This window comes from Actinoplanes sp. GCM10030250 (assembly GCF_042666575.1).
GTDB lineage: Bacteria > Actinomycetota > Actinomycetes > Mycobacteriales > Micromonosporaceae > Actinoplanes.
This window is the reverse complement of sequence record NZ_JBHTDO010000027.1, coordinates 129,916-152,271: the sequence shown is the minus strand read 5'-3', so window position 1 is coordinate 152,271 and position 22,356 is coordinate 129,916. Positions and strand designations below refer to the sequence as shown.

Below are 22,356 nucleotides of genomic sequence, written 5' to 3'. Positions count from 1 at the left end.
GACGGGCGGCGGGGCGTGCGGGGGGTGGGGTCAGGGTTCGGGGGAGTCGTTGACGGCGGCGAGGACCTGGTCGCCGAACTTGGCGAGCTTGCTCTGGCCGACGCCGCTCACCGTCCCCAGCTCCTCCATCGTCTTGGGCGCCATCGCCGCGATCGCCCGCAACGTGGCGTCGTGGAAGATCACGTAGGCGGGGACGCTCTGCTCCTTGGCCACCGATCCGCGCCAGGCGCGCAGCCGTTCGAACAGCGGCGCCGCCGACTCCGGGAAGTCGGCAGCCGCCGCGGCCTGCCGGGACGCCGACCGGGACGCCTTGGACGCGGACGCCTTGCCCGCGCGGGGTGCCGCCACCTCCCGGCGCATCAGCAGCTTCCGCTCGCCGCGCAGGACCTCCCCGCTGCGCTCGGTCAGGGCGAGCGTCCCGTATTCACCCTCAACGGTCAGGTATCCACCGGCCAGCAGCTGCCGGACCACCCCGCGCCACTCCACCTCGCGCAGGTCGGTGCCGATGCCGAAGACCGTCAGCTCGTCGTGCCGGAACTGCGAGACCTTGTCGGTCCGCTTGCCGAGCAGGATGTCGATCGACTGCCCGGCGCCGAACTTCTGTCCCCGCTCCTTCTGCAGCCGGAACACGGTGGAGAGCAGTTTCTGCGCCGCGACCGTCCCGTCCCAGGACTCCGGCGGTGACAGGCACACGTCGCAGTTGCCGCAGGTGTCGGCGGCGGGGTCCTGGCCGAAGTAGGAGATCAGCTGCGCCCGCCGGCACGTCACGCTCTCGCAGAGGGCGAGCATCGAGTCGAGGTGGCGGGCCGCGTTGCGCCGGTGGGCCATGTCGCCCTCCGAGCTGTCGATCATCTTGCGCTGCTGCACGACGTCCTGCAGCCCGTACGCCAGCCAGGCGGTCGACGGCATCCCGTCACGCCCGGCGCGGCCGGTCTCCTGGTAGTAGCCCTCGACCGACTTGGGCAGGTCGAGGTGGGCGACGAACCGCACGTCGGGTTTGTCGATGCCCATGCCGAACGCGATGGTCGCCACCATGACCAGGCCGTCCTCGCGCAGGAACCGTGACTGGTTCCGGAAGCGGATCCGAGAGTCGAGGCCCGCGTGATAGGGCAGGGCCGGGATCCCGTTGTCGGTCAGGAACTGGGCGTGCTTCTCGACCGATGCCCGGGACAGGCAGTAGACGATGCCGGAGTCGCCGGGGTGCTCGGTGCGCAGCAGCTCGAGCAACTGCTTGCTCGGCTGGTTCTTCGGGACGATTCGGTATTGGATGTTGGGTCGGTCGAAGCCGGCGGTGAAGTGGCGGGCGTCGGAGAGCTGGAGCCGCATGGCGATCTCGTCGCGCGTGGCCGGGGTCGCCGTCGCGGTCAGGGCGATCCGTGGCACGTCCGGCCAGCGCTCGTGCAGCATCGACAGGCCGAGATAGTCGGGGCGGAAGTCGTGGCCCCACTGCGCCACACAGTGCGCCTCGTCGATGGCGAACAGCGAGATCGTGCCGCGGTCGAGGAGCCGCTGCACCCCGGCCGTGCCGAGCCCTTCCGGTGCCACGTAGAGCAGGTCCAGCTCGCCGGTGACGAACTCGGCCTCGACGAGGCGCCGCTCGTCGTAATCCTGGGAGGAGTTGAGGAAGCCGGCCCGCACACCGAGGGTGCGCAGCGCGTCGACCTGATCCTGCATGAGCGCGATCAGCGGGGAGATCACCACCCCGGTGCCGGGCCGGACCAGGGCCGGGATCTGGTAGCAGAGGGACTTGCCGCCACCCGTCGGCATCAGCACGAGGGCGTCGCCGCCGGCGATCACGTGCTCGACGATGTCGCCCTGCTGCCCGCGGAACGACGGGTAGCCGAAGACCCGGTTCAGGGCATCGGTGGCGCTGGACACGGGAAGCGGGGGAGCCGAAGTCACCCCGCGATAGTAGTGAGCCGAGCCGAAGATCGTTTCAGCCCTGTGGATGAGCGGACAGGCCGACGAGGTCGAGGATCTGCCGGGCCGGGCTGCCGGCTTCGGCGTACAGGGTGAGCGGCGCCTGTCCCTCGCTGTGGCTCTCGGCGAGCAGGTAGAGGGCGGAGACACCCGCGCTGGCCAGGTGCGTCACCCCGGTCAGATCGACGGTCATCGCCACCGTGCCGCCCCGGCTGCGGCGCAGCAGCTCCTGCCGGACGTGGGCGGCGGAGGCGGCGTCCACAGGTCCCTCGACCAGGGCCCGGGCCTCGTCGCCGCCGGGCATTTCACCGATCGTGAGCTCGGCGGCGGGCCGGCGCAGCACCGGCGCCTCGTCGAACCGGGAGAGCAGCCGGGCCGGGCGGGTCAGCGGATGCCGCAGGGTGGCCACGGTGCCGGTGGCGCCCGGTTCCACCCGCAGGCTCTGCACCAGCTGGGCGGTGAGCGCGAGGCCGCGGCCGCGGGTCGGCTGCCGCTGCGGCACCCGCCAGCCACCGTGGTCGGTCACCGTCGCTTCGACAGTGCCGGAGTCGCCCAGCACAGCCCGTACCTCAATGGTGTCTTTCCCGAAGTTGCCGCCGAAGGCGTGCTCGATGGCGTTTGTCGCCAGCTCGCCGATCGCGTGCTGCAACACGAAGACGTCGTGCTCGGCCGCGCCCGCCGCGGCCAGCCATTCACCCAGCCGCGCACGGGCTCCGCGCAACGCCGTCGGCTCGGCGGGCATGTCAAGAGCAAGCTCCGGTACGGGCGAAGTCCGTTGCGCCGCGAGCAGAGTGATGTCATCCGCGTGCCCGCCCGAGCGGACCAGCAGTTCGAGGCTCTGGGCGCAGACCCGTTCCGCTGCCGTCGCGGCCGGGTCGTGCAGCGCCCGCCCCGCCGTCGCGTCCGCGGCCACCTGCGCCAGTTCCGCGGCGCTGTCCGGGCCGGCACCCGGCCGCTCCAGAATCCCGTCGGTGTAGAGCAGCAGCAGGTCGCCGATCTCCAGGCGCCCGGTGCGGGCCGGGAAGCTGCCCCCGGTACCGAGCGGGATCCCGCCCGTCACCGGCAGATAGCGCACACCGCCTCCGGCAGGGATCAGCAACGGCGGCGGGTGACCCGCGGTGCAGTACTCGAGCTCACCCGTCGCCGGGTCGAGCAGCACGAGACAGACCGTCGCCGCGTGCGCGGCCCGCACCCGGCCGGCCAGCCGGTCCGCGGCCGCCAGCGTCTCGGCGATGCCCGCGCCCGCGTCGAGTCGTTCCTGGAGCACCGCCCGGAGCTGGCCCATCACACCGGAGGCGCTGACGCCGTGACCGACGACGTCGCCGACGACGAGCGCGACCCGGCCGTCCGGGCGCGACACCGCGTCGAACCAGTCGCCGCCGGCCGACGTCTCCGCGTCGGCCAGCAGGTAGCTCGCCGCCACCTGCACGCCGGGCAGCACCGGCAGCCCGGACGGCAGCAGTTCCCGCTGCAGGGCCGTGATCACGTCACGGCTCTGCTCGTAGCGGCGCCGGAGCTGGTCCGCCTCGGCCTCGGCGGCCTGCCGGTTCAGCGCCAGCTCGGTGACGTCGAAAGCGGCTCCGATCACCCCGCGCAGCCCGCCGGCGGCGTCGAGCCACGGCACGATGGTGAACGTCGCGAACATCTCGTGCACCGAGCCGTCCGGCTGGTCCAGATGGGCCCGCCACTGCTGGCCGGTGATCGGGATCCCGGTGCGGTAGACCTCGTAGTACGCGTCGACGAACTGCTGCCCGGCGAGGTCGCTGATCACCTCCCGGATCGGGCGGCCGATCACCTCCCGGCCGGGCAGCACCGCACGGGTCGCCGCGTTGCAGGCGACCATCTCGAGGTCGGGTCCCTCGCACACCGCCACGATGAACGGCAGCTGATCGACAGCCGCCACCATCGCGTCCAGCTCTCCCGCACCCGGAAGGTTCACGCCCGTCACCACCCCATCGTGCCGGAGAGAGCGCCACAAGGCGCCGGAGGTCACTCGGCCAGGGGCAGTTCGATGGTGTGCGCGGTGTGCGAGGCCTTCACGCTCAGGTACCGCACGTTCGCGGCGGACAGGTGCACCCCGGTCGGGATTCGCTGGGTCACGTCGATACCCAGGCCGGTGAGCTGCGCCGCCTTGTCCGGGTTGTTGCTGAGCAGCCGGATCCGGTCCACACCGAGAGCGTTCAGCATCTGCGCCGCCGCGGTGTAGTCCCGCTCGTCCTCGCCCCGGCCGAGCGCCACGTTCGCCTCGTAGGTGTCCAGCCCCTCGTCCTGCAGCGCGTACGCGTCCAGCTTGGCGTACAGGCCGATGCCGCGGCCCTCCTGGCGCAGGTAGAGCAGGAACCCGCCCTGGTCGGCGATCCGCTCCACCGCCTCGCGCAGCTGCGGCCCGCAGTCGCAGCGCTGGCTGCCGAAGACGTCGCCGGTGAGGCACTCGCTGTGCGGGCGGACCAGCGGCGCGCGGCCACCGGCCGCGGACTTGGTCAGGGCCCGTTGCCAGTCGCCGAGGCCGAGCGCGAGGTGCTCCTTGCCGTCGGCCAGCCCGCTGAAGGTCATCACCCGTGCGCTTGTCGCAAAGCCGTCAGGGAAGCGCAACGGCACGGTGACCTGCCGCCGGATCGTCGCTTTGGTCGCCATCCCCGCTTGGGCCTCGAACATCGGTCCTCCTCGTTGTTTCCCGCCGTACCCAGCATCACCGATGATCTGCCCGGAGATCCGTTGCCGCACTCCGGGGACTATCGTGGGGCGGTGGCTGAGCGTCCTTACATCTTGCTGAGCTGTGGGATGTCGATCGACGGATATCTCGACGACGCCGGTGACGAGCGGTTGCTCCTCTCCAACGACGCCGACTTCGACCGGGTCGACGAGGTGCGTGCCGGCTGCGACGCGATCCTGGTCGGTGCCTCGACCATCCGGCAGGACAACCCGCGGTTGCTGGTGCGCTCCGCGGACCGCCGTGCCGCCCGGGTCGCCCGTGGCGCGGACGCGAATCCGGTGAAGGTCACCGTAACCAGCAGCTGCCACCTTGATCCCGAGGCGTCCTTCTTCACCGCCGGGGAGTCCGCCAGGCTGGTCTACTGCGCGTCGCCCGCCGCCGAGGCCGCCGGGAAGCTGCTCGGCGATCGGGCCACTGTGGTCGACGGCGGCGACCCGGTGGACGTCCGGACGATCGTGGCCGACCTGGCCGCGCGCGGGATCGGCCGGCTGATGGTCGAGGGCGGCGGCCGCGTGCACACCCAGTTCCTCACGGCCGGCCTCGCCGACGAGTTGCAGCTGGTCGTGGCGCCGTTCTTCGTCGGCGACGCGCGGGCGCCGCGGTTCGTCCACGACGGGGAGTTCCCGTGGGGCCCGGGCAACCGGGCCACCCTCGCGGAGGTGCGGCAGATCGGTGACGTGGTGCTGCTGCGCTACGCCCTCTCGGAGCGGTTCGTCGGGAGCTGAGCAATCGGTGGCCCCTGGCGGGTCGATCAAGCTAGGACACCGCCGCCGGAGTAGGCGGGCTGCCGGACCACTGTGGTGCGGCGGACCAGCGGAATCGGCGCGGGCACGATGATCGGCCGGGCCGCCATGACCGGCGCCGGCGACACCGGCGCGACAGCGAGCACGGCCGCCTGCGACGGCACGGTGAGCACAGCCGGCGTGGCGGGAACGGTGAGCAGGGCCGGCGTGGCGGGCACGGTGAGCACAGCCGGCGTGGCGGGGACGGCCACCTGGCGGGAGCGCAGCACGCGGGCCAGCACGATGATCGCGCCGGGAGCGGCGGCCACGAGGGCGAGGATGCCGTACGCCACAGCGATCGTCAGGCCCTGCGCCGCGCTCAGCCCGGCCGCGCCGAACGCCCAGGCCATCACGCCCTCGCGGGGTCCCCAGCCGCCGACGTTCACCGGCAGGCCCATCGCGAGCAGCGCCAGGAGCAGCAGCGGGGCGAGCTGGAGCAGGGAGGCGGCACTGCCGGCGGCGCGCGCCGCGATCAGGAACGTGGCGAGGTGCCCGGCGAGCACCGCGGCCGAGGCCAGCAGCACACCCGGGCCGCTCTGCCGGGAGAACAGGCCCGAGCGGATCTCGGCGAGCCCGGTCCGGGCGGCACCGGCGGCCTTGGAGCGGCCGTTGCGCAGGCGGCGCACCACGCCGACAGTCAGGCCGCCGGCCACCGCGAGACCCAGGGTCACCGTGGCGATGCCGGCTCCGTGCTCACGGGCCAGGGTCAACACCGGCGACGGTACGGTGAACAGCACGATCGCACCGACGATGAGCAGGACCAGCTGTCCCGCGGTGCGCTCCAGAACCACCGCCCGGACGCCGCGGCCCAGGTCACCCTCGCCGCGACCGTGCCGGACCGCGCGGCCGACGTCGCCGAGCACACCGCCCGGAAGCGCCGCGTTGAGGAACAGCGCCTGGTAGTAGTCGGCGATCGCGTCGCGCAGCTCCAGCCGCATGCCCAGGCCCCGTGCCACCAGGCACCAGCGCCAGGCACTGAGGACAGTGGTCGCCGCGCCGATGCCCAGTGCCGCCAGCAGTGCGCCCGCGTCGAGCACGCGCAGGCCGTCCAGGAACGCGCCGGTACCGAGTTTCCACAGCACCAGGGCCAGGATGGCGGCGCCGCCCAACAGGCGCAGCCAGGCCCAGATCGATCGCGTCACTTCTCGTCCCCTCGTCGCTTTCAGGGACTAGTACGCCCGATCTGCCGGGCAGGGTTCACTTGAAGATCGCTAAAAGATCCTGATGTCCCACGGAAGCGGTCGGCAGGGTCGCCGTCCGGCGGGTCAGATAGGCGTCCACGGCCAGGTCAGGGCGCTCTTCGTGTGCCGCTCCGGCCCAGCCGCGCAGCCACTCGGCGGTGAGGTCGGACAGCGCCGGGCCGAGCCGCCACGGGCTGGGCCGGGTCAGCACCCGGGCACCGGCCTTCTCGAACGCGGCAGCCGCGTACGCGGGCGCGTCCGGGCCGAGCAGCCGCCGCCCATCGATCTCCCGCCGCTGGTGCGCGTTGAACGCGTCCTGGACGGCCCGGTCGAGCGGGTCCTCCGGGGTGAGCGTCACCTCACCGGTCACCGACAGCGTGAACAGCGCGTGCACCCGGGACTCGGCGAGGACCGCGACCAGGCGGTCGATCTCCCCGGCGGTGAGCAGGTCGAGCAGCGCCGAACAGGTGACCAGGTCGGTGCCGGCGAGATCCTCGGCGGTCAGCTCGGTAACGTCGCGCAGGTGGGTGCTGACGGCCACTTCTGACGGCATCCCGTCGGCAGCGAGCCGCAACAGCGCCGGGTCGCGGTCCGTCATGATCCAGTGTTGCGGCGCGGGCAGCTGCGGCGCCAGCCAGCGGCCCAGCGAGCCGGTACCGCAGCCCAGGTCACGAACCACCTTCACCGGCCGGGGCACCTCGCCGACCAGGTCGGCGGCGCGGGCGACGGCGTCCGCGGGCTCACGCAGGGTCAGCCAGTCGGGGCTGAACTCTCCGGTCACGGCGTCGTCGGGCTTTACCTCATCGGGCACTACCTCATCGGGCTCTACCTCATCGGGCACTGCGTTTCCGGTCACTGGTTTTGCGGTCACTGTCTGCTCCTGTGGTCGTCCACCGGGGAGTCGTCTCGGTGGAGGGATAGCCGTTCGAGGATGTCGGCGATGCGGGCGGCGGTGTCGTCCCAGCCGGTCAGGTTCTCTCGGCGGGCCCGGGCGCGGTCGCGCCAGCGCTGCCGCAGGGCGGGGTCGGTGAGCCATTCGCGCAGGGTCTCGGCGAGGGCGTCCGGGTCGCCGGGCGGCAGCAGCCGGCCGGGCCGGGCGGCGTCCACCGAGCCCAGTGCCTCCGGCACGCCGCCGATGTCGCTGGCCACCACCGGCAGGCCGCGGGCGAGCGCTTCGGTCACGACCATGCCGTACGTCTCCGCGCGCGACGGGAGCACGAAGAGGTCGGCCTCGGCGTAGGCGGCGTCGAGGGCGGCACCAGTCAGCGGGCCGGCGAAGCGGACCCCGGGGAGTGGCGAGGCGGGTATCGGGCCGGGGCCGGCGAAGGTGCAGGTCCAGTCGAGGTCGGTGAGCTTGGCGAGGGCAGCGAGCAGGACGTCCTGGCCCTTGCGGTGACGCAGCGACGCTACGTTGAGCAGCCGTCCGCCGCCGGGGGAGGGCTCGGTCAGCGGGGCCGGGTCCACGCCGGGGGCGGCCACGTGCACGCCGGTGAGGCCGTGCATCTCCTCGACGTGCCGGGCCGCCTGGGTGCTGGTGGCGATGACGGCGGAGGCGAGGCGGAGGGTGCGTCGCTCGAGGGAGCGCAGGTCCGCGGCTTCGGCGTCCGAGAGACCCGTCTCGTCGCTGAGCGGGAGGTGGACCAGGACGGCGAGGTGCAGGCGCCCGGCGTGCGGCTGGAGGAGGCCGGGGACCCCGCACGCGACGAGACCGTCGATCAGGACCAGGGAGCCGTCGGGGAGACCGCCGAGGAAGCGTGACAGGCCGGTTTGCTCGGCGAGGCGGGGACGGGGCCAGCTGCCGGGGACGGGCTCTTCTCGTACGGAAAAAGGGGTTGATCCTGGGTTGGAAGGTGTTGAAACGCCGGCGGCCAGGCGCCGGAGCACCTCACGGTCGTAACGATTGCCGCCGCTCGGCGCTGCCGGGTCGTCGATCCCACCCGGCAGCACCGCGAACAGCGGCGAACTCACAGGGTGCGCTCGTAGCTCGCCCAGGCGATGTGCGACTCGTGCAACTTCACCTCGATGCCGGTCAGCCCGGAGGCGCCGGGGCCGAACTCGCCGGCCTTGATCCGGACGGCCAGGCGGTCGGCGATCGTCTTGGCCAGGAACTCGGTCGACGTGTTGACGCCGGTGAACTCGGGGTCGTCGTCGAGGTTGCGGTAGCTGAGCCCGGCGCACACGGTGTGCAGCTGCTCGCTCGCCTTGCCGATGTCGACCACGATGTTGTCGTCGTCCAGATCGGGACGGCGGAACGTCGCATCCACCACGAAGGTGGCGCCGTGCAGCCGCTGGGCCGGTCCGAAGACGTCGCCGGAGAAGCTGTGGGCGATCATGATGTGGTCGCGGACGGTGACGCTGAACAAGGGCTCATCTCTCCTTCTGGGGTTCGTGCGGGTACTACGGGTACCCGGTCCGGATAGATCAATTCCTGCCTTGTGCTCGCTCTTGGCCCGCTTGGTGGTCGATCACGTGGCCTCTTGGTGGTCGATCACGTGGCCTCTTGGTAGTCGATCACGTGGCCTCTTGGTGGTCGATCACGTGGCCTCTTGGTAGTCGATCACGTGGCAGAGGGCGGGGAGGGTGCCGTCGGCGAGCCGGGGCAGGACTTGCGGCAGGTCCTCGAAGGCGTCGTGTCCGGTGATCAGCGCGTCGAAACGGGGATCTTTGAGCAGGTCGAGGGCCACCGTGAGGCGCTCGGCGTAGGAGCGGCGGCGGGACGGGGCGATGCCGCCGACCTGGCTGCTGCGGATCGTCAGGCGGCGCGAGTGGAAGTTCTCGCCGAGCGGGACCGCGATCCGCCGGTCGCCGAACCAGCTGAGCTCCACGACGGTGCCCTCCGTCGCGAGGAGCTCCAGGGCGCGGTTGAGGCCCTGCTCGGTGGCACTGGCGTGGATGACGAGGTCACGCTCCGTCGCGGCGTGGTCCGGATGGGCGAAGCCGATGTTCAGCGACTTGGCGATGCTCTCCCGGCCGGGGTCGGTGTCGACGAGCTGGACGTCGGTGCCGGGGAGGCCGGCCAGGACGGCGGCGACCGACGAGCCGACCATGCCGCCGCCGACAACGGTGATCCGGTCGCCGATCTGCGGGTGGGCGTCCCAGACGGCGTTCACCGCGGTCTCGACCGTGCCGGCGAGCACCGCGCGGGCGGCCGGCACACCGTCCGGGACCACGGTGACGGCGTCCCGCGGTACCACGTACCCGGTCTGATGGGGATAGAGGCAGAAAACGGTCTTCCCGATCAGGTCGGGTGCTCCGGCTTCGACCACGCCGACGTTGAGGTAGCCGTACTTCACCGGGGCCGGGAAGTCGCCGTCCTGGAACGGGGCGCGCATGGTGGCCCACTGGTTTTCCGGGACCCGGCCCTGGAAGACCAGGGTTTCGGTGCCGCGGCTGATGCCGGAGTGCAGTGTGCGGACTCTCACCTCGGTTTCGGAGGGTTCGGTCACCCGTTCGGGGCGTATCTCTCCGCTTCCGGGGCAAGTCAGCCAGAACGCCCTGGTGTCCAAGGTCTTCCTTTCCAGGCAATCGCAGGCTTCGGAATCGCAGGCTTCGGAATCGCAGGCTTCAGATCGCAGGCTTCAGATCGCAGGCTTCAAATCGCAGGCTTCGGAATTGCTGGTGAACCGAAAGTCCTCGCCGAGCGTGTCAGTGGGGGACAGCGGCTAAACCCTACGTGCAGGAGGAACGGTGACGTTCAGTACCGCCACGACCACGACGAGTCCGGCACGAGCCCCGCTGGCCGGATTCGCGGCCCAGCTCCTCCTGCTCGCTGTCCTCGCCGGTTTCGTGGGACTCACCACCGCGGGGTGGGTGGCGGGCGTCGCCTTCGGAGCCGCACTGTGCGGCCTGCTCGCTCTGGCGTTACGCCGGGCCGGCATGCACGACCTGGGCTGGGCGAACGGGATCACTTTCGGACGCGCGATCCTGACTGGCGGGGTCACCGCACTCGTCGCCACCGTGCTGACCGGCTCGCCGGTGCCGACCGCGCTGCTGGTCACCATCGCCGCTGTCGCCCTGGCCATGGACGGTGTGGACGGCCAGGTCGCCCGCCGCACCGGAACGTCCACCGCGCTCGGCGCGCGCTTCGACATGGAGGTCGACGCGTTCCTGATCCTGGTGCTCAGCATCGCCGCCGCCGTCGAGTTCGGCTGGTGGGCGATCGCGATCGGCGCCTTCCGGTACGTTTTCGTCGCCGCCTCCTGGGTGCTGCCCTGGCTGAACGCCCCGCTGCCGCCCCGCTTCGGCCGCAAGGTCGTCGCCGCCCAGCAGGGCGTACTCCTCGCTGTGGTGGTGAGTGGGCTGCTTCCCGCCTGGCTCTCGGTGGCGACCCTGTTGATTGCTCTCGGCTCGCTGACCTGGTCGTTCGGGCGCGACATCGCCTGGCTTCACAAGGCGTCGCAGGTGCGGGAGGTGGCTCTCAGCCGCTGGTCCGCCCCTCAGCCGCACGCCCTCGCCACCCACTGAACCGCTCCCGCCTCGTCCGGCTGGTCGTGAAGGGTGCTTCGCGGCCGGAAGGGCACCTCTGGGAGCCAGCTGGTTCGCTCGGCTGGTGGTGAGGGGTGCTTCGCGGCCGGAAAGGCACCTCTGACAGCCAGCTGGGGTTTGTCAGGCTATGCGGGAGATCGTTGCGGGTGGGGGAGCCGGCACCGCGTCCGGGTGCAGGATCGCGGCGATCGCCTCGACGCCGTCCACCAGGCGAGGGCCGGGCCGCACCACCAGGCCGTCACCGTCGATCGCCCACACCGCGGCGCCCGGGAAGTGCGGCACGACCGCCCCGGCCTGCTCGATCGCACCGTCCAGGTGGTAGCCGCACGGCGTCACGAGCACCACCTCCGGCTCGGGCGCGGCCAGCTCCGCCCAGGTCACCGCCACCGAGCGCTGTCCCGGCCGGCACGCGACCGGTTCCCCGCCGGCCGCCACGATCATGTCCGGCACCCAGTGCCCCGCACCGAACGGCGGCTCCACCCACTCCACGACCGCCACTCTCGGCCGTGCCCGGCCGGCGACCGCGGAGGCCACTCGCGCCAGGCGTTCCTCCAGTGAGGCGATCAAAATCAGACCCTTTTCCGGTACGCCGGAAGCCCTCGCCACCTCACCGATGGTCCCCAGCACGTCCTGGAGCGTGTAGGGGTCGAGGGACAGCACGTCCGAACGGCACCCGAGACGGGCGAGCGCGTCGTCGACGTGTCCCGAGGGCAGCGCACAGACCCGGCACAGGTCCTGAGTCAGAATGAGATCCGGGTTCAGCCCGGCGAGAGCATCCGCGTGCAGGGTGTAAAGGTCACCGCCGGCCGCCATCTCGGCACGCACGTACTCGTCGATCTCGCCCGGGCTCATCCCGCGGGTGTCCCGGCCGCCCACCACCACCGTCTTCGTGGCACGGGCGTCGGCCGGCTCGTCACATTCGAACGTCACACCGACGAGGTCGTCGCCGAGGCCGAGGGCGTACACGATCTCGGTCGCGGAAGGCAGCAGAGAGACCAGGCGCATGCCACCATCCTGCCCGGCGAACGGTTGCTCCCGCATCGGGTGCCGCAGCCTCAAGCGCCGCAGCCTCAAGCGCAGCCTCGGGTGCCGCGGGCGCGGTTGCCGGGACACCGTTGGATCCGCCGATCGGAGGCTGACCCGGCAGTGACCCGGCTTTCGCTGCGGCGGGAGTCAGCCTAAAGGTGTATGCGGGCCTTCGCGGATAGCACCTTGGATGGATGCGCGTGACGGGTTCCTCCCGCGATGCTGGCGGCAACGCCGACTTCGGGAGGGACCATGACCGCACCGCTGGCGCACACCGACACGCTGGTGCTCGACTACCTGGCCACACTCTGGGCGGCGAGTGAGGACCTGCCGCCCGAGGCACGTGACGACCTCATGCAGACGGTGGCCAACTACATCACCCTGCGCCAGGACCTCGCCGAGGACCCCGCCCTGGTCCTCGGCCGCCTCGGCCCGCCGGAACAGCTCGCCGCCGCCGTCCGCCGCGGCGGGATGCCGACCCACCTGCGCCTGCCCGCCTCGTTCGGTCCCGCCTCGTTCGCTGCCGGCTCGCTCGGCGCAGGCTCGCTCGGTGGCGGCTCGCTCGGTGGCGGCTCGTTCGGTGGCGGCTCGTTCGGTGGCGCAGCCGGGCTGGCGTCCGCACCGAGCACCGGAGGCGGCCCGGAGCATGCGGCGATCACGCTTCTGCTGGCCGGGACGTTCGTGCTTCCGGTGGTCGGCCCGATGGCCGGGCTGCTGGTGGCCACCGGCTCCGGGAAGTGGACGCCGGCACAGAAGGCGGCGGCCTGGATCCTGACCACCGGCTCGGCGGCCGGGGCACTGCTGTGCGCGCTGGTGCTGGCCGGCTTCGGAAGCGGGGGCGGGCTGTTCTTCCTGACGCTCTATCTGGGCTGCTGCGCCGGAGCGGTCGCGGCGGGGCAGACCCTGCGGATGGGACTGCGCGTCAGGGGGTGAGGTGAGCCGCGATCGGGAGGTGATCGCTGCCGGTGCGGGGGAGGGTTCGCACTTCGGTGACGGTGAGGGAGCGGGCCAGGATCTGGTCGATCCGGGCTACCGGGAAGGAGGCGGGCCAGCTGAACTCGAAGGTGGACTCCGCGGTGCGGAGCTGGGCGGTGATCGGGGTGAGGCCGCGGTCGTCGGTCGTGCTGTTCAGGTCGCCGAGCAGGATCGTCTGCTTCAGCGGCTCGGATCGCAGGGCTGAGCCGAGCAGCCGGGCGCTCTCGTCCCGGCGTACGGCATCGAGTCCACCCGGACCGAGCCGTACGGACGGCAGGTGGGCGACGTAGACCGCCACGTCCCCGGCCGGGGTGTGTGCCACGGCGCGAAGACCGCGGTTCCAGTCGGTGCCGAAGGCGGCCGGCCGGATGTTGAGCGCACGCGCCTCGGTGAGCGGATGCCGTGACCAGAGGGCGACCGTTCCCTGGACGGTGTGGTGGGGATAGCCGGCGGCGAGCGCGGCGGCGTAGGCCGGGTAGGCGGCCGGGGTGATCTCCTCCAGGCCGATCAGATCCGGGTTCGCGGCGGTCAGCGTGCGCACGGTTCCGGCCGGGTCCGGGTTCTCGTCGCTGACGTTGTGCTGTACGGCGATCAGGGTGGGTGTGACGTCCCGGGCCGGTACGAAGTGACCGCCGAAGACGGTGAGCCAGGCGGCGAGCGGGATCACGGCGGCGACGATCGCGGGCACGGTGCGCAGCCAGGCGGCGAGGGCGGCCGAGAGCGGGATGATCAGTCCCAGCCATGAGAGGAAGGTTTCCGCCAGGCTGCCGGCGGAGCCCGGTATCAGGCGGTGGAGGAGGAGCACGCCCGCTGAGAGAACGCCCGCGACGAGGACGGCCGGGGCGAAGACGGCGCGGGTGCCCCGGACAAGGGCGGCCGGGGTGAAGGCGGCGCGGGTGCCCCGGACAAGGGCGGCCGGGGTGAAGGCGGCGCGGGTGGCCCGGAGGAAGGCGGCCGGGGTGAAGGCGCGGGCGGCACGGGCACGGGCACGGGTGAAGGCGGCGCGGGTGGCCCGGTTCGGCGGGGTGGTGCGGATCGGCACCGGGCCGATGATGTCAGGCGGGTGCACCCAGGATTTCGGTGAGGACCCGGTCCCAGACGGCTCGTGGCGGGAACTCGTGACCGACGCCCTCCAGCCAGACCAGCCGGGCGCCGGGGATCGAGCGGGCCAGTTCCTCCGGGTGCTCGGACGGGAAACGCTGGTCGAGCGTCCCGTGGAGCACGACGGTCGGCACGGTGATGGCGCAGAGCCGGTCGCGGACCGAGGGGCCGTACCCGGCCAGCCGATGGTTGTGGCGGGACGCGGCCAGGTCGCCGCTGCGGTCGAAGACCCGTTCGGCCAGGCGGCGCAGGTGCTGTTCCTCGGCGGTGAACGGGCCGCCGCGGGCGCGTACCTCGGCGATCAGGCCGGCGACGGCAGCCTTGCGGTTCGACCAGTCGACCTCGGTACGGGTACCGGCGATCGTCGCCGTGCCACCCGCTGCCCGTGGCTGCTCGGTGTCACCGCTGCCGGGGCTGGTCGAGATGAGGGTCAGGCCGAGTACCCGGCCGGGATGGCGCACGGCGATCTGCTGGGCGAGGGCCCCGCCGAGCGAAAGCCCCACCAGGTGCGCGGCCGGTATCCGCAGCGCGTCCAGCACGCCGAGCGCGTCGTTCATCAGGTCCGTACCGGAGTAGCCCGGCACCCCGATCGGGAAGCACGTCGACCGGCCGGTGTCCCGGTGGTCGTAGCGGATCACGAACCGCCCACCCGCCGCGAGCCGCCGGCAGAACTCGTCGTCCCACCAGTCCATCGAGCTCGCCTCACCCGCCAGCAGGAGCATCGGGGGCTCGTCCGGTTCGCCGAAGGTCTCCACACACACCTGGATGCCGTTGACCGGCATCATCGTCTCGGTCACCACGCGTTCATTGTGGCGAGCCTCACTTGCGGGCACGTTAAATGGACATCACACCTTCGGTCGTGCTCGCTGAGAGGTTGCCCGGCGAGCACGACCGGTTTAGCACGACCGGATGGACTAACTGCGAGCCGGCGCCGCGGCCTCCGACCGTGCCCGAACAGCCCGTGCCCGAACAGCCCGTGCCTGAACCCGGACCACCCGCAGTGACGCCGCGGTGATGCCCAGCGCGATGACGAAGAGGGCGAGGTGCAGGAGCGGGTCGACGATCGGCACGAAGCCGATGATCGCGACCGGGACCTGCACGGCGGCGACGAGGGCGGCCAGTTGCCACCGGTTGCCGCCGCTCCACAGCAGCGCGGTCCACACCGGCGCGGTGACGACCAGGAGGGTGAGCCCGTCGAGCACAGCGTGCAGTGCCGGGTTCTGCACCCGGGTGTGTGCGAACGCCTGCGCGGGGGCGGCGATCAAGAGGCCGGCGAGGGTGAGGGCGAGAACGACAGCGGCACGACGCATGGGATCCTCCAGCGTGTTCAGACCGTTGCTGCGAGTAATCACCGTAAGGGTCGCCGCGTGATCGGGTCCAGCCTCACGCCGATTCATTCGCCCTTGTGGCACAGTCACTCTGCGTTGTCTCGTTTCAACCGAACGGCCAGCTGCATACTTTCCGTCATGATCGTTAACCTGCTGCTGTGCGAATGATCGAGATGGCGATGGCTGCTGCGGTGACGTTGAGTATTTCCGGTGCTTCTTACGCTGCGTTGAACCCGCAGAAGGTGGAGGCGTCCGCGCGGGTCGTCGCCGACCAGGCCACCTGCCGGACCGTGGACTCGGCGATCGTCGCCTACGTGGGTGAGCACGGCGAGGAGCCGCGGTCCGTGTCGCAGCTGCGCGGCTACGTGAAGGGCGACATCTCCCGCTACCGCATCGTCAAGGGCATCGCCGCCGGCCCCGGCTGCTGACCCCCTGACAGCAACGCTGAGGCCCTGCCGGGCGAGGAACCGGCTGGGCCTCAGCGTTGTCATGTCCCGGTTCGGGCAAGACCCGGAGCCACCTGAGGGAGGCAAGGCCCGGAGCCACCTGAGGGAGGCAAGACCCGGAGTCACCTGAGGGAGGGGAGAGGCGGGGAGAAGAGCCGGCTGAGGGAGGGGCGGGGTGGAGAGAACGAGAGCGGGTGCCCGCGGGAGTACGCCTCCGTCCTACGATCGGGGCGTACCACCGGACATGACGGAAACGGGTGACGATGGAGACGTTGGAGTTCCAGGCCGAGGCGCGGCAGCTGTTGCAGTTGATGGTCCACTCGATCTATTCGAACAAGGACATCTTCCTGCGCGAGCTGATCTCGAACGCGTCCGACGCCCTGGACAAGCTGCGCCTGGCCAAGCTGCAGGACGGCCTCGAGGCGGACACCTCCGACCTGCACATCGAGGTCGAGCCGGACGCCGAGGCGCGGACGCTGACCGTCCGGGACAACGGTATCGGCATGACCCGCGAGGAGGTCGTCGAGCTGATCGGCACGATCGCCAAGTCGGGTACCGCCGAGTTGCTGACCAAGCTGAAGGAGGCCACGGAGGCCAAGAGCGGTGACGCGGGGCTGATCGGCCAGTTCGGCGTCGGGTTCTACTCGACGTTCATGGTCGCCGACCGCGTGACGCTGGTGACCCGCAAGGCCGGCACCGAGGGTCACGGCACTCGCTGGGAGTCGGCGGGCGAGGGCACGTACACGATCGACGACGAGCCGGACGCGCCGATCGGCACGACGGTGACGCTGCACCTGCGTCCCAAGGACGAGGACGACAAGCTCTACGACTACACCGACGAGTGGAAGATCCGGGAGATCGTCAAGCGGTACTCGGACTTCATCGCGTTCCCCATCCGCAAGGGTTCCGGCGAGGACGCCGAGACGCTCAACTCGATGAAGGCGCTGTGGGCCCGGCCCCGCAGCGAGGTCACCGACGAGGAGTACCACCAGTTCTATCGGCACATCAGCCACGACTGGACCGATCCGCTCGAGATCATCAACATGAAGGCGGAGGGCACCTTCGAGTACGAGGCGCTGCTCTTCATCCCGGCCCGCGCCCCGCACGACCTGTTCCAGCGGGATGCCCGCCGTGGTCTCCAGCTCTACGTCAAGCGCGTCTTCATCATGGACGACAGCAAGGAGCTGATCCCGGACTACCTTCGCTTCGTCAAGGGCGTGGTGGACGCCGCCGACCTGTCGCTGAACATCTCCCGCGAGATCCTCCAGCAGGACCGGCACATCCAGATGATCCGCCGGCGGCTGGTCAAGAAGGTCCTGTCCACGATCAAGGACCTGATGAGCAGCAACCCGGAGAAGTACGCGACGTTCTGGCGAGAGTTCGGCCGGGCGGTCAAGGAGGGCCTGCTCAGCGAGCCGGACAACCACAAGCCGATCCTGGAGATCGCCTCGTTCGCCACCACGGCGGGCTCCGAGCCGACGACGCTCGCGGCCTATGTGGAGCGGATGAAGGAGGGCCAGGAGGAGATCTACTTCCTGACCGGCGAGAACCGCTCCCAGGTGGAGAACTCCCCGCACATGGAGGCGTTCCGCGAGCAGGGCTACGAGGTGCTGATCCTCACCGACCCGGTCGACGAGATCTGGGTCGACGCCGTGCCCGACTTCGACGGCCGGAAGCTGCGCTCCATCGCGCGCGGCTCGGTCGACCTGAAGAAGGACGAGGACGAGAAGGAGCCGGAGGGTGACTACGCGCCGCTGCTCGGCTTCCTCAAGGACCGGCTGGACGAGCAGGTCAAGGAGGTGCGGCTCTCGCACCGGCTGACCACCTCGGCGGCCTGCCTGGTCAGCGACGCCGACGACATCACTCCCGCGCTGGAGAAGATGTACCGGGCGATGGGACAGGAGGGCCCCCGGGTCAAGCGGATCCTCGAGCTGAACCCGAACCACCCGCTGGTCTCCGGCCTCCGCGCCGCCCACGAGCGTGGCGCCGAGGACCCGGCCCTGCCCGACACCGCCGAGCTCCTCTACGGCACGGCCCTGCTCGCCGAGGGCGGCGACCTGGAGGACCCGGCCCGCTTCGCGAAGCTCCTCGCCGACCGCCTCGCCCGCACCGTCTGAGCGGCCGATCCGCCGGCGCGCGTCAGTTCCGCGCGCCGGCGGGCCCGGCCAGGTCCAGGGCGCGACGGCGAAGGCGCGGGCCTGAGGAGTCAGCCGGGCAGGTGCGCCGGCGTGGGCCTGAGGAATCAGCCGGGCAGGTGCGCGAGCCAGGCGCGGGGTCCGGCATGGGCGACGCGGACGGCGGCGACGCTTGCCGCGTACCCGATCGCGGTTTGCAGGTCTGAACCTCGCGCGAGCCCGACGGCGAGCGCGCCATGAAACGCATCGCCCGCGCCCGCGGTGTCGACAGCCGTCACGCGCGGCACCGCGATCTCGCCGGACCGGCCCGCGTCGAACCACCGCACCGGCGCCGCGCCATGCGTGATCACCACCTGCGGCGCGCCGATCGCCGCGGCAGTTCGCGCATCGATCGAAGAGGCCGCGGAAGCCGCGGAAGCCGCGGAAGGGGTGAGAGGGGCGGACGCCGCGGGGTGGCGGAAGTCGGCGGAGCAGGCCACCACGTCCGCATGCGGGAAGACCTCGGCAAAAATCGGGCGCCAGCTTCCGGCATCCACCAGCAGGCGTCGCGCCTTGCGCGCCGCGGCCAGCGCAAGCGCGGGGTGATGTCCGTCGACCAGCGTCAGGTCAGCGTCCGGCAAACCCCTTTCCGGTACGCCTACCGCACTGTCCCCCGCGTTCCTGCTGACGATGGTCCGTTCGCCCGTCCCGGTCAGTACGGTCACCGCCGACACCGGTGGTGGATCCTCCGAAGAGGGCGCCGCGTCGATCAAAGTCACCGCGTGCGCCGCCAGATCCGCCCTGATCAGGTCGCCCAGCGGATGTGACCCCACCGCCGTGACCAGCGTGACCTTCGCTCCCAGCGCGGCCGCCGTCACCGCCGCGTTCGCAGCCGGGCCGCCCGCCGCCACCTCCACCGACTCCGACTGCACCTTCTCGTCGGCGCCCGGCAGCCGCCCCACCCGCTGCACCAGATCAACGGTCACCAGGCCGGCGAAAAGGAGGCTCGGCATGTCAGCCCGCGGCGAGGTCCGAGAAGAAGGTGCCGATGTTGCGGAAGATCGTGGCCACGCCGTCGCCGAGGCTGCGTGCCACGTCTGCGGCCGGTGCGGGGTTGGTGCCGATCCAGAAGACCAGCAGGAACACCAGGATCCAACCGAGGACCTTCTTCAATTCAGCTCCTTCGCGGTGCCGCGATGCCGGGACGCCATCCAAGATCGTGACACAGGGCGGCAAGCTCCGCAGAAGGCACGCCCAAGCCGGGACCGCAAGAAGTCGCTCACGCTGCTGCGGCAGGGCCTTCCGCCGGGCTGAAACCGGTCTCGCCGGTCTCGCCGGTCTCGCCGGTCTTGCCGGTCTTGCCGGTCTTGCTGGTCTCGGCGAGGGCGGCGAGGGCGGCGCGGGCCGCGTACAGGATGCGGTCGGACAGGTCGGTGCCGGCTGTCGCGCGGGCGAGGATCATGGCGCCGACCATCGTGCTGAGGGCGGCCAGGTCCGGCTCGCCGCCGGGTCCGAGGTGGGTGGCGAAACCTTCAACCCCTTTGGCGTACGCCGCGCGCGTCCCACCGCCACCGATGGCCCGCGCCACGTCCCCGCCGAATCCCGCCGACGGGCATCCGCCGCCCGGATGGTCACGGTGATCGGGCGAGAGGTACGCGTCGAGCAGCGCCTCGCGCCCGTCGGGCAGCGCGCCCGCCTGCTCGCGGAACGCCCGCCCGACGGCCTCCGCGACCAGCGCGTCCTTCGACGCGAAGTGCTTGTAGAAGCCGCCGTGGGTGAGTCCCGTCTCGGCCATCACATCCGCCACGCTCACCCCGGCGATGCCCCGCTCGCGGAACATCCGGGCCGCCGTGGCGACGATGCGTTCCCGGTTCTGTGCGGCCTGCGCCTGCGACACCCGTCCCATGCCTCCCACTATAGATGAGGGGTGTCATCTATCACCTGGCGCGGATTAGATGATGCTCGTAATCTAAGTCGCATGGAACTTCTGAACGCAGTCGCCGTAGTCACCGGAGCCAACCGCGGGTTCGGCCGCCACCTCGCCTCCCAGCTGCTCGAACGCGGCGCGAAGGTCTACGCCGCCGCCCGCTCCCCGCAGAGCATCGACCTGCCGGGCGCGATCCCGCTCCAGCTCGACGTCACCGATCCCGAGTCGGTCGCCAAGGCCGCCGTCGCCGCCTCCGACGCCACCCTGCTGATCAACAACGCCGGGGTCGCCGCCGGTGGGTCGCTGCTCGACGGCGACCTCGGCGACATCCGCCTCGACATGGAGACCAACTACTTCGGCACCCTCGCCACCACCCGCGCCTTCGCCCCGGTCATCGCGGCCAACGGCGGGGGAGCGGTGCTCAACGTCCTCTCCGTGCTGTCCTGGCTGCACCCGGGCGCCTTCGGCTCCTACTCGGCGGCCAAGGCGGCGGCCTGGGCGCTGACCAACGCGAGCCGCCAGCTCCTGGCACCGAGCGGCATCACCGTCACCGGGCTGCACGTGGCCTACATGGACACCGACATGGCGGCCGCCGTCCCGGCCGACCAGAAAACCGATCCGGCGGTGATCGCGGGCCTCGCTCTCGATGCTGTCGCCCGCGGTGACCAGGAGGTTCTCGGCGACGAGGTGACCCGCGGCGTCAAGGCGGGACTCGCCGGCTGAGCGCGCTTGCATCGGAGAGCTTTGATGGATCCGGGTGGCCGCCGACTCCGCGGGCCGCCCGGACTCTGCCGCCGGACCCGTGAGGTGTGCCATGCGACGCAAAGCCGTACCGATGCTCTTCCTGCCTTTGTTATTGCTCTTTCCCGCCGTCCCGGCCGCCGCCCATGGGGCCGCTCCGGCACCGGCCGGATCCCTCGCCTGGGGTCCGTGCGACCCCGCGGAGGAAGCCCCGGAGCGCGTGCTCTGCGGCAGCCTCGACGTGCCGGTCGACTGGGCCAACCCGGCCGGGCCGAAGTTCCGCCTCGCCCTCGCGAAGCTGCCCGCCGCCGATCCCGCCCGGCGCATCGGCTCGCTGCTGATCAACCCCGGCGGGCCGGGCGGCTCCGGCGTGGGCTTCGCCTACCAGGCCGCCGACGCCTTCTCGCCGGCGATCGTCAACCGGTTCGACATCGTCGGGTTCGACCCCCGCGGGCAGGCGCGCAGCAACCCGGTGCTCTGCGACAGCGACGCGGTCGCCGCCCAGGAGGCGCTGCTGTACCCGTCGAGTTCCGCGGAGTACGCCGATCTGCGCGCGGCCACCGTCACTCTCGCCGAGAGCTGCCTGCGCCTGACCGGCCCGCTCGTGAAGTTCGTCGACACCGCGAGCGTGGCCCGCGACATGGACGCCATCCGCGCCGGCCTCGGCGAGCAGAAGATCAGCTACTACGGCGTCTCGTACGGGACGATGATCGGCCAGCAGTACGCCGAGCTGTTCCCGGGGCGGATCCGTGCGATGGCCCTCGACTCGAACATGGACCACGCGCAGAACGTCCTGGGCTACCAGACGTGGGAGTCGGTAGCGATGGAGCAGTCGTTCGAGCAGTTCGCCGCCTGGTGCGAGCGCACCGAGGCGTGTGCCCTGCACGACGAGGACGTCCTCGCCTTCTGGGACACCCTCTACGCGAAGGCCGAGGCCGGTGAGCTGATTTTGGACGGCTTCCCGATCACCCCGGAGATCCTGATCCAGGGAATCTTCGGGTACCTGTACGACCCCATCGCCTGGTTCGGGCTGGCCGAGGACCTGAAGCTGCTCGACGGCGACGCGCCCACCCGCGCGGAACGGTTCCGCGGCTCACCCTGGGAGTACGGCTACCGGCCCGTGATGTGCTCCGACTTCCGCTTCGACGTGCGCGCCTACCCGGCGGTCGCGGCCCTGGAGAAGGCGCAGAACGCCGTCGCACCGCACACCAGGTACAACCCGCTGGCCTGGTCGGACCTGACCGGCTGCCAGAACTGGCCGTACCCGGTGACCAACCCGCCGCACCGGCTGCGCGCGTCGGGCAAGCTGCCGCCGATCCTGATCGCCAACAGCCGGTACGACGTGGCCACCCCGTACCAGTGGGGCCGCAGCCTCGCGGGACAGCTGCCCAGTTCCACGTTCCTCACGTACGACGGGGTCGGGCACGGCACCTACTGGCTGAGCCCGTGCGCGCAGGCCGCCATCGACACGTATCTGGTCGACAGGCGTACCCCGAAGAAGGGCGCGCACTGCCCGGCGGTCTTCCCGGAGACGCCGCCGGCGGCCACCACGCTCAGTGGCACCGGCCTGGTGAACCCGCTGCCTCAGCTCGTCGGATCGGCGGGCCGCTGAGCCGC

The 22,356-nt window shown here is 71.4% G+C and carries 21 protein-coding genes and 1 pseudogene; 7 read left to right on the top strand and 15 right to left on the bottom strand.

Annotated features, from left to right (window positions below; translation table 11 throughout):
* Positions 1-30: 30 nt before the first annotated feature.
* The 3 genes from recQ to ribA are packed head-to-tail and all read right to left on the bottom strand — an operon-like array spanning position 31 to position 4,575.
* A complete protein-coding gene (recQ, locus tag ACFQV6_RS30055) occupies positions 31-1,902 on the bottom strand; it encodes a DNA helicase RecQ (protein WP_378030983.1) in 1,872 nt (623 codons plus the stop codon).
* A 34-nt stretch (positions 1,903-1,936) separates the two neighbouring features.
* Entirely contained in the window at positions 1,937-3,868 is a 1,932-nt protein-coding gene (locus tag ACFQV6_RS30050) for a SpoIIE family protein phosphatase (RefSeq protein WP_378030982.1), read from the bottom strand.
* A 41-nt stretch (positions 3,869-3,909) separates the two neighbouring features.
* Positions 3,910-4,575, bottom strand: coding sequence for a GTP cyclohydrolase II (gene ribA, locus ACFQV6_RS30045; protein ID WP_378030981.1), 666 nt, complete (start codon positions 4,573-4,575; stop codon positions 3,910-3,912).
* Between the two features lie 90 nt (positions 4,576-4,665).
* On the opposite strand from ribA, the gene ACFQV6_RS30040 reads away from it, so the two are divergent.
* A complete protein-coding gene (locus tag ACFQV6_RS30040) occupies positions 4,666-5,358 on the top strand; it encodes a RibD family protein (protein WP_378030980.1) in 693 nt (230 codons plus the stop codon).
* A gap of 278 nt (positions 5,359-5,636) precedes the next feature.
* Here ACFQV6_RS30040 and ACFQV6_RS30035 read toward each other — a convergent pair.
* From ACFQV6_RS30035 to ACFQV6_RS30015, 5 genes and pseudogenes are all read right to left on the bottom strand, one after another.
* Positions 5,637-6,557: pseudogene (locus tag ACFQV6_RS30035) on the bottom strand (lysylphosphatidylglycerol synthase transmembrane domain-containing protein); the annotation flags it as partial.
* A gap of 55 nt (positions 6,558-6,612) precedes the next feature.
* Positions 6,613-7,407 carry a class I SAM-dependent methyltransferase gene (locus tag ACFQV6_RS30030; RefSeq protein WP_378030979.1) on the bottom strand — a complete coding sequence of 265 codons (795 nt, stop codon included), beginning with the start codon at positions 7,405-7,407 and terminating at the stop codon, positions 6,613-6,615.
* A gap of 56 nt (positions 7,408-7,463) precedes the next feature.
* Positions 7,464-8,564: a glycosyltransferase family 4 protein gene (locus tag ACFQV6_RS30025; protein WP_378030978.1), complete on the bottom strand. Its 1,101-nt coding sequence runs from the start codon at positions 8,562-8,564 to the stop codon at positions 7,464-7,466.
* Complete coding sequence (locus ACFQV6_RS30020) at positions 8,561-8,959, bottom strand: 6-pyruvoyl tetrahydropterin synthase family protein (protein ID WP_378030977.1); 399 nt, start codon at positions 8,957-8,959, stop codon at positions 8,561-8,563. Before ACFQV6_RS30020 ends, ACFQV6_RS30025 begins: the two co-directional genes overlap by 4 nt.
* A gap of 171 nt (positions 8,960-9,130) precedes the next feature.
* Positions 9,131-10,117, bottom strand: coding sequence for a zinc-binding alcohol dehydrogenase (locus ACFQV6_RS30015; RefSeq protein ID WP_378030989.1), 987 nt, complete (start codon positions 10,115-10,117; stop codon positions 9,131-9,133).
* A gap of 166 nt (positions 10,118-10,283) precedes the next feature.
* Between ACFQV6_RS30015 and ACFQV6_RS30010 the strand changes: the two genes are divergently transcribed.
* A complete protein-coding gene (locus ACFQV6_RS30010; protein WP_378030976.1) occupies positions 10,284-11,060 on the top strand; it encodes a CDP-alcohol phosphatidyltransferase family protein in 777 nt (258 codons plus the stop codon).
* Between the two features lie 141 nt (positions 11,061-11,201).
* Here ACFQV6_RS30010 and ACFQV6_RS30005 read toward each other — a convergent pair whose 3' ends face one another.
* On the bottom strand, positions 11,202-12,086 hold the full coding sequence (locus ACFQV6_RS30005) for an ABC transporter substrate-binding protein (RefSeq protein WP_378030975.1): 885 nt from the start codon (positions 12,084-12,086) through the stop codon (positions 11,202-11,204).
* A 273-nt stretch (positions 12,087-12,359) separates the two neighbouring features.
* On the opposite strand from ACFQV6_RS30005, the gene ACFQV6_RS30000 reads away from it, so the two are divergent.
* Positions 12,360-13,040, top strand: a complete 681-nt coding sequence (locus ACFQV6_RS30000; protein WP_378030974.1) for a hypothetical protein — start codon at positions 12,360-12,362, stop codon at positions 13,038-13,040.
* On the opposite strand, the gene ACFQV6_RS29995 is transcribed toward ACFQV6_RS30000, so the two are convergent.
* The 3 genes from ACFQV6_RS29995 to ACFQV6_RS29985 form a co-directional block, all read right to left on the bottom strand.
* Positions 13,030-14,124 (bottom strand): endonuclease/exonuclease/phosphatase family protein, encoded by a 1,095-nt coding sequence (locus ACFQV6_RS29995; RefSeq protein ID WP_378030973.1) that lies wholly within the window; start codon positions 14,122-14,124, stop codon positions 13,030-13,032. The two genes, ACFQV6_RS30000 and ACFQV6_RS29995, sit on opposite strands and share 11 nt — an antisense overlap.
* A gap of 13 nt (positions 14,125-14,137) precedes the next feature.
* Positions 14,138-14,983: an alpha/beta fold hydrolase gene (locus tag ACFQV6_RS29990; protein WP_378030972.1), complete on the bottom strand. Its 846-nt coding sequence runs from the start codon at positions 14,981-14,983 to the stop codon at positions 14,138-14,140.
* 114 nt (positions 14,984-15,097) lie between these two features.
* Positions 15,098-15,493 (bottom strand): hypothetical protein, encoded by a 396-nt coding sequence (locus tag ACFQV6_RS29985; RefSeq protein WP_378030971.1) that lies wholly within the window; start codon positions 15,491-15,493, stop codon positions 15,098-15,100.
* 182 nt (positions 15,494-15,675) lie between these two features.
* On the opposite strand from ACFQV6_RS29985, the gene ACFQV6_RS29980 reads away from it, so the two are divergent.
* Together ACFQV6_RS29980 and htpG are read left to right on the top strand one after the other, a co-directional pair.
* Positions 15,676-15,939 (top strand): hypothetical protein, encoded by a 264-nt coding sequence (locus ACFQV6_RS29980; RefSeq protein ID WP_378030988.1) that lies wholly within the window; start codon positions 15,676-15,678, stop codon positions 15,937-15,939.
* A 275-nt stretch (positions 15,940-16,214) separates the two neighbouring features.
* A complete protein-coding gene (gene htpG / locus ACFQV6_RS29975; RefSeq protein WP_378030970.1) occupies positions 16,215-18,074 on the top strand; it encodes a molecular chaperone HtpG in 1,860 nt (619 codons plus the stop codon).
* A gap of 125 nt (positions 18,075-18,199) precedes the next feature.
* Here htpG and ACFQV6_RS29970 read toward each other — a convergent pair whose 3' ends face one another.
* The 3 genes from ACFQV6_RS29970 to ACFQV6_RS29960 form a co-directional block, all read right to left on the bottom strand.
* The gene (locus ACFQV6_RS29970; RefSeq protein ID WP_378030969.1) at positions 18,200-19,084 is read right to left on the bottom strand and encodes a PfkB family carbohydrate kinase; all 885 of its coding nucleotides are present in this window, start codon (positions 19,082-19,084) and stop codon (positions 18,200-18,202) included.
* Position 19,085: 1 nt separating this feature from the next.
* Positions 19,086-19,244, bottom strand: a complete 159-nt coding sequence (locus ACFQV6_RS29965) for a hypothetical protein (RefSeq protein ID WP_378030968.1) — start codon at positions 19,242-19,244, stop codon at positions 19,086-19,088.
* A gap of 106 nt (positions 19,245-19,350) precedes the next feature.
* On the bottom strand, positions 19,351-19,977 hold the full coding sequence (locus ACFQV6_RS29960) for a TetR/AcrR family transcriptional regulator (protein WP_378030967.1): 627 nt from the start codon (positions 19,975-19,977) through the stop codon (positions 19,351-19,353).
* A gap of 72 nt (positions 19,978-20,049) precedes the next feature.
* On the opposite strand from ACFQV6_RS29960, the gene ACFQV6_RS29955 reads away from it, so the two are divergent.
* Positions 20,050-20,721 (top strand): SDR family oxidoreductase, encoded by a 672-nt coding sequence (locus ACFQV6_RS29955; protein WP_378030966.1) that lies wholly within the window; start codon positions 20,050-20,052, stop codon positions 20,719-20,721.
* 91 nt (positions 20,722-20,812) lie between these two features.
* Positions 20,813-22,351, top strand: coding sequence for an alpha/beta hydrolase (locus ACFQV6_RS29950; protein WP_378030965.1), 1,539 nt, complete (start codon positions 20,813-20,815; stop codon positions 22,349-22,351).
* Positions 22,352-22,356: the final 5 nt, after the last annotated feature.